The organism is Escherichia sp. KCJ4928 (assembly GCF_004352695.1).
GTDB lineage: Bacteria > Pseudomonadota > Gammaproteobacteria > Enterobacterales > Enterobacteriaceae > ECMA0423.
In genome coordinates, this window is the sequence record NZ_SJWV01000224.1 from 1 (window position 1) to 5731 (window position 5731).

The window sequence follows — 5731 nt, forward strand, 5'->3', positions numbered from 1 at the left end:
GGCTGCCAGCCCTCCTTCAGTTTTTGTGTCAGTCGTTCAGCAAGGTCTGACGGCGATGCCGCCCTGACCACATCGTAGTGTTTAAATGCCATGAATCCTCCCGGCCGGGATAATGTTCTGAGTCAGAGAAGGCACGGACTGACCTCCGGAAACACAAAAGTCACACAGAAAAACAGCCCGCAAAAAAGAAATACGCCCTTACAGTTGCGCAAGGTGATTACTCTAAGGTATTATTAGGGTGCTGAATAAATTACTTCACGTTTTGTTATTTATTCCTTGCTTCCTTGCCAACCGCTCTTCCCAGGAGCGGTTTTTTTTTACATGTAAAAAGGCTCCTGCGATGAGGAGCCTGGATGTATGCCTAATCTCTGTATACTGCATGGTGCCGGGTGCCTCCCGGTGAACAAATGTCCGTGATATCAGTCGGCCACACAGGAAATGATACGATATCACCCCTCCGCACAGGGGGATTCACCATGCCCTTTTTTTTTAACAAACTCCTCATCAATCAGACAATCATCAACCTCATGAATTGTGAGGAATTTAACATTTCACAACACAGCCTTTTCCCTGCATAAAAAAGCCCCTCCGGAGAGGGGCTTCGCTACGTGTCTGTTAACCATATGCATGATGCCGGGTGCCTCCCGGTGAGTTCAGTATCAGCACCTGAACCCGCACAGAAAGGATAGAGTAGAAACACCTGCGCTGATATGCCCCTCCGCTCAGGGGGATTCACCATGCAGAACTTTTTTAACAACTCCCCCTCAGACAGGCAAGCATCAACCATCTGAACTGTGAGGAATTTAACACTTAACAACACAGCCTTTTCCCGCACAAAAAAAGCCCCTCCGGAGAGGGGCCGATCGCTATGTATACACCATAAGCAGCATAGTGCCGGGTGCCTCCCGGTAGATTCAGCCTGACTACTGAATCTGCGTATTGTGACCATCGCTATGGAGACCATGTCAGACGCCCCTCCGCACAGGGGGATTCACTATGCTGGCTCGTTTTTACAAGACTTCCATCGATCAGACAATAGCCCATCAACCGAATTGTGAGTCATTTAACATTTCCATGAGGTAACTGATATCCAGCTAACAATCATCTACAATGGACGAAGCCAGTTCCAGAACTTGCCCACGGTACAGCAACAACCACTGCATACACATAATTACCACCGGACTCTCTGAACCTGCCTACTGGCTAACCCCAGATACAACACCACCAGTCACAAAAGCATCTTATTCTGAAGTACAACTGCCGTGCGGCAGATACTAAAAGCGCCTGTATGTAACAACATAAATATACAGGATATGTTTTATCCACGGGATATAATTTTGATTTCATCAAAACCGTTACTACCTGCAATTCTGTTGTACTCCTGAACAAGACTCAGTAACTCCGAATTAGCCGCGGTGAACTCCTCACAGACGTTCCGAAGTGCATCTACATCCAGAAGAACCATCTCCTGACCTGAACGTCGATCAGGGGTACAAAATAAAACTGTCAGACGACTGAAGACCTTTGTTCGTTCCACATTGACGGCTTCAATACGCTGTAACAGTTGGCTACATCTGATTTTCTCATCAATATTCACGCAAACACCAAATGATTATAACTTTTTATGCTGAACACATTCAGACTATATCTAATACAGTCAATCAATATATGCCTGATGAAAAAACATCAGATAACGTCTGCTTTCTGCAAATATGCATAGCTCTCAGGTGGTGCACCATAATACTGGTGAAATACAGAAATGAAGTAGGACTTACTTGAGTAACCACATTTTTCCGCTATCGCTTGTCCACACTCTCGCTGGAAACATACAAGATTAACAGCAACACGCATTCGCTCCTCCAGCAACAACCGACTAAAGCTATAACCTTCATCCTTAAGTTTTCGCTTCAACAAGCTTTCGCTCATATGCAATTGTAATGCAATCACACCAAGCATCCAGCCTGCCGATATGTCGGTCTGAATTATAGCCCTTACTTTACAGCTGATATTATTTACAGCACCGGACAAAAATAATGGCAGACGTCTGTCTGTTGCAAATAAGGAGATACATGAAAATGCGGTTATAACAGAGAAATCCTTCAAAGTATCACTGGATTCACTATGCTGGGTTATTAAAGCCTCCGCCAGTTCCGTATTGTAAATATCAGACATCAAATAAAGAGGCATTTTTGTCGGTGTATACTCCGTCAGTTCACACTCCCTTTCCAGATACTGATTGACGACGCTGTTACTTATATCTGCCATTTTCACTCTGTCGGCATAAGCACAGAAAAGCCCTCTTATATTTCTGGCAACAAGCATAACACTTCCGGCATCGAGTGAAACTTTTTCTTTTTCAAGAAAAATATCTATCGGATAGCGAATCAGGACCACAGAGCAGGCAACATCCATTTTGAATTAACCTGAGCAAAAAGACTTAATACCAGTATATTCCAAAAATGGCATTTTGGGAGATTACTTCTGCAAACCGCTCCCGCTAAATACATCCCTGATTTCCTGCGCAGTCTGTTCAAAACTGCCCGGTATCCAGCTCAACGCCAGTTGCACGACGCCCCAGCGCCATCGCTGCTTTAACTGCCGAACCCTACCCCATGAAGAAATCTGCAACCAGGACACCCGGCAGAAGGGAGACTACAGCCCGCAATTCGAAAAAGGCCACGCTATTGCGCAGAGTGATTACTGTCGGGTATTATTCGCCAGTTGAAGTATTACTTCACGTTTTATTGTTTATTCCTTGCCGCCCGCGTCTCCCAGCGCGGGCTTTTTTTGTCCATAAGAAAGCCCCTCCGGAGAGGGGCTGAAGCCGCATTTCTGTATCACCATGAGCATGGTGCCGGGTGCCTCCCGGTGAGTTCAGCCCGGTGACACCAAACCCGCGTATTCTCGCTTACGATCATCAAAGAGATCATACCGTTCACCAGTCGCCCCTCCGCACAGGGGGATTCACCATGCGAAATTTTTTTAACAAATGCTCAGTCTGACAGGCAACTGTCAACTTACTGAATTGTGAGGGATTTAACACTTCACAGCACAATATCTTTCCAGCGCCCCAAAATCATCAGGACAGGAGAAAATCTTCTCCCCCCTGTCAGAGTTTAAAATCCAGCACGCCATTTCTAAATGCTTTATATACTCCTGAAGACGGTGGTGATGGTATATCAGCATTCTTTACTGCATTCATCGCTTCACGACATAAATCGGGATCACCGCTTTCTCTTTTAACCTGTAGCAGAAGACCATTCGGGGCCATATACATTCTCAGTGAACACTCTTTTCCTGAATACTTACTCGCATCCTTTAACTGTTCTTCTATGGCTTTCCTGACCTGAGTGGCATACTGCCGGATTTCTTCACTGGCATCAGGGCTACGTTCCGATGAGCTCAAATTTTGTGACTTTATTAATTTATCTGAGTGATACAGAGAAGCATCATAATTATTTGTCGATACATCTTTTGTGCAGCCAGTTGTCAGACTGGCTAATATCAAAACAAGAACCGGTACAGCACGGCAATACATTTATCCATCTCCATATTAACAAGAACAATTATCTATAAAATATAGTAAATATGCGGGATCCGGGAGGACTTGTAACTATCATCTCCGGATCAGCATGTAGTTTTTATTTTTCCGGATGATATATGCCGCAATAATACCCCTGCATACAGATGCCTGCAAATATCTACGAAGCATCCGGCGAGAATAAACAAGGAAGTCTGAGGCTATCTTATATGATAGCCTGTTGCTCAAAAGACAATGATTCACTCATCAGAACCAACAACGCATAATGCTGATAATGGACCGCCATCGAGGACTCGAACCCCGCGCAGCCAGCTTCGAAGGCTGGCGCTCTATCCCGATGAGCTAATGGCGGTATGGATATGGTGGCCCTTGCTGGATTTGAACCAGCGACCTGGCGATTATGAGTCGCTCGCTCTCACCACTGAGCTAAAGGGCCGGGCGCATGATAATAACGGTACGTAACTAATCCTGCAATATCATCCATTCTGACTGACTAAATCCTGTACTTCCCTGACCGTCTGCTCAAAACGTTCAGTCTCCAGCTCAACGCCAGTTGCACGACGCCCCAGCGCCATCGCGGCTTTGACTGTCGAACCCGACCCCATGAAGAAATCTGCAACCAGGTCACCCGGACGACTGCTCGCACTGATTATCTGCTGCAGCATTTCTGCCGGTTTTTCGCACGGATGTTTCCCGGGATAGTACTGCACCGGTTTATGCGTCCACACATCCGTGTACGGCACCTGCGCCGTCACGCCAAAATACCGCCGCAGATGCTTATATTCACTCTGCAGTTCCGCATACTGCCGGTTCAGTGAAGTATACGTCTCCAGCAGCTGGTGGTGGGGCTTTTCCAGTTCACCCCGCTGATGCTTCTCTTCTGCCACCCGGGCAAACAGCGCCTGTAATTTCAGATAATCACTTTCGTCCGGCAGCTGCCACTGACTGGCACTGAACCAGTGCGACACCATGTTTTTCTTTCCTGTGGCATCCACTATCTGTTTTGCCGTTATCCCCAGGGCAGCACGCGCATCACGAAAGTAAGCAATCAGCGGAGCCATCACATGCTGTTTCAGTGCCCTGCCCTTCGCCTCATACCCGGCATCTTTCGGACGATACGGCCCCTGATAATGTTCCGCGAACAGAATGCGCTCTGTGGCGGGGAAATACGTCCGCAGGCTTTCCTTGTTGCACCCGTTCCAGCGTCCGGACGGCTTCGCCCAGATAATATGGCTCAGCACACTGAAGCGTTCACGCATCATGATTTCGATATCAGATGCCAGGCGATGGCCACAGAACAGGTAAAGACTTCCGGCAGGTTTCAGCACCCGCCAGAACTGCGCAAGACACTGGTCCAGCCATTTCAGGTAATCATCGTCGCCCTTCCACTGGTTATCCCAGCCCTCAGGCTTCACTTTAAAGTACGGCGGGTCCGTGACTATCAGGTCAACAGAATTTTCGGGTAACGACCGGATAAATTCCAGGCAGTCGGCGTTGATTAACTCACAACTGGATATTTTTACAGTATTAAACATGGATCATTAAGCCTGTCTCTGATAGGCTCATACCGCTTTTGCGCAAAGCAGATGGGCCTGAGGTTTGCTTGTGACCCCAACGCATGAGCAGATGGCTGGTGAGTGCCCCTAACACCCACCAGCCGCCCATTTACCACAAATAAAAAAGCCTTCAGGACTGAAGGCGTCTGTAACAACCAAACTGATAGTCTGCCAGACCCGCCATAACAAGCTGGGTCAGTATTAGCTGGCAGCGTTCGCGTGAAAGGTACGTATTCTGTGCAATCTCCCCGACTGTCGCCGGTTCGGTGGCACTTAATTCATTAAAAACTGCTCTGGCGGTTTCTGTCATATCCTGCTGTTTCAGCATGTCTTTTTCCCTTTTCCGGTTAACGTGACACACCAATAACTCTTGTCAAAAAAGCCAGCAAGCTGAAAGACCGGTATTAATAACCACCTGCACATTTTATGTACTGCACCATTTTTCTGGCATAAAAAAACCGCTCAATGCCGGGCAGTAAAATCTTTATTACTCAGGAAATTTTAACGTACTCTGACAGTATTAATTTCAAAATCATTAATATTTCCGCTATTAAATATAACGAATTTCTTACCCCCACTCCTGTATGATTTCGATAACACCAGACGATCATCATAGCGCGCAATAATGTAATAC

The 5731-nt window shown here is 46.8% G+C and carries 5 protein-coding genes, 2 tRNA genes and 1 pseudogene; all 8 read right to left on the minus strand.

What is annotated here, in order from left to right:
- Positions 1-92 (minus strand): DUF1737 domain-containing protein (locus tag E0D98_RS20880; RefSeq protein ID WP_131890951.1); only part of this gene is annotated, 92 nt, incomplete at its 3' end.
- 1594 nt (positions 93-1686) lie between these two features.
- Positions 1687-2412, minus strand: a complete 726-nt coding sequence (locus tag E0D98_RS20890) for a helix-turn-helix domain-containing protein (RefSeq protein WP_000382066.1) — start codon at positions 2410-2412, stop codon at positions 1687-1689.
- 63 nt (positions 2413-2475) lie between these two features.
- Positions 2476-2641, minus strand: a pseudogene (locus E0D98_RS28040) (DNA methyltransferase); the annotation flags it as partial.
- Positions 2642-3109: 468 nt separating this feature from the next.
- A complete protein-coding gene (gene tolA / locus E0D98_RS20900; protein WP_050877298.1) occupies positions 3110-3538 on the minus strand; it encodes a cell envelope integrity protein TolA in 429 nt (142 codons plus the stop codon).
- 278 nt (positions 3539-3816) lie between these two features.
- Positions 3817-3893 (minus strand) — tRNA-Arg (locus E0D98_RS20905).
- 8 nt (positions 3894-3901) lie between these two features.
- Positions 3902-3977 (minus strand) — tRNA-Ile (locus E0D98_RS20910).
- A 40-nt stretch (positions 3978-4017) separates the two neighbouring features.
- On the minus strand, positions 4018-5076 hold the full coding sequence (locus E0D98_RS20915) for a site-specific DNA-methyltransferase (protein ID WP_131890954.1): 1059 nt from the start codon (positions 5074-5076) through the stop codon (positions 4018-4020).
- Positions 5077-5227: 151 nt separating this feature from the next.
- Complete coding sequence (locus E0D98_RS20920) at positions 5228-5425, minus strand: hypothetical protein (protein ID WP_000917733.1); 198 nt, start codon at positions 5423-5425, stop codon at positions 5228-5230.
- Positions 5426-5731 lie beyond the last annotated feature (306 nt).

Excerpts from the sequence above, each read along its gene's own strand:
- E0D98_RS20890 (WP_000382066.1), bottom strand. The coding sequence starts at position 2,412 with ATGGATGTTGCCTGCTCTGTGGTCCTGATTCGCTATCCGATAGATATT.
- tolA (WP_050877298.1), bottom strand. The coding sequence starts at position 3,538 with ATGTATTGCCGTGCTGTACCGGTTCTTGTTTTGATATTAGCCAGTCTG.
- E0D98_RS20915 (WP_131890954.1), bottom strand. The coding sequence starts at position 5,076 with ATGTTTAATACTGTAAAAATATCCAGTTGTGAGTTAATCAACGCCGAC.
- E0D98_RS20920 (WP_000917733.1), bottom strand. The coding sequence starts at position 5,425 with ATGCTGAAACAGCAGGATATGACAGAAACCGCCAGAGCAGTTTTTAAT.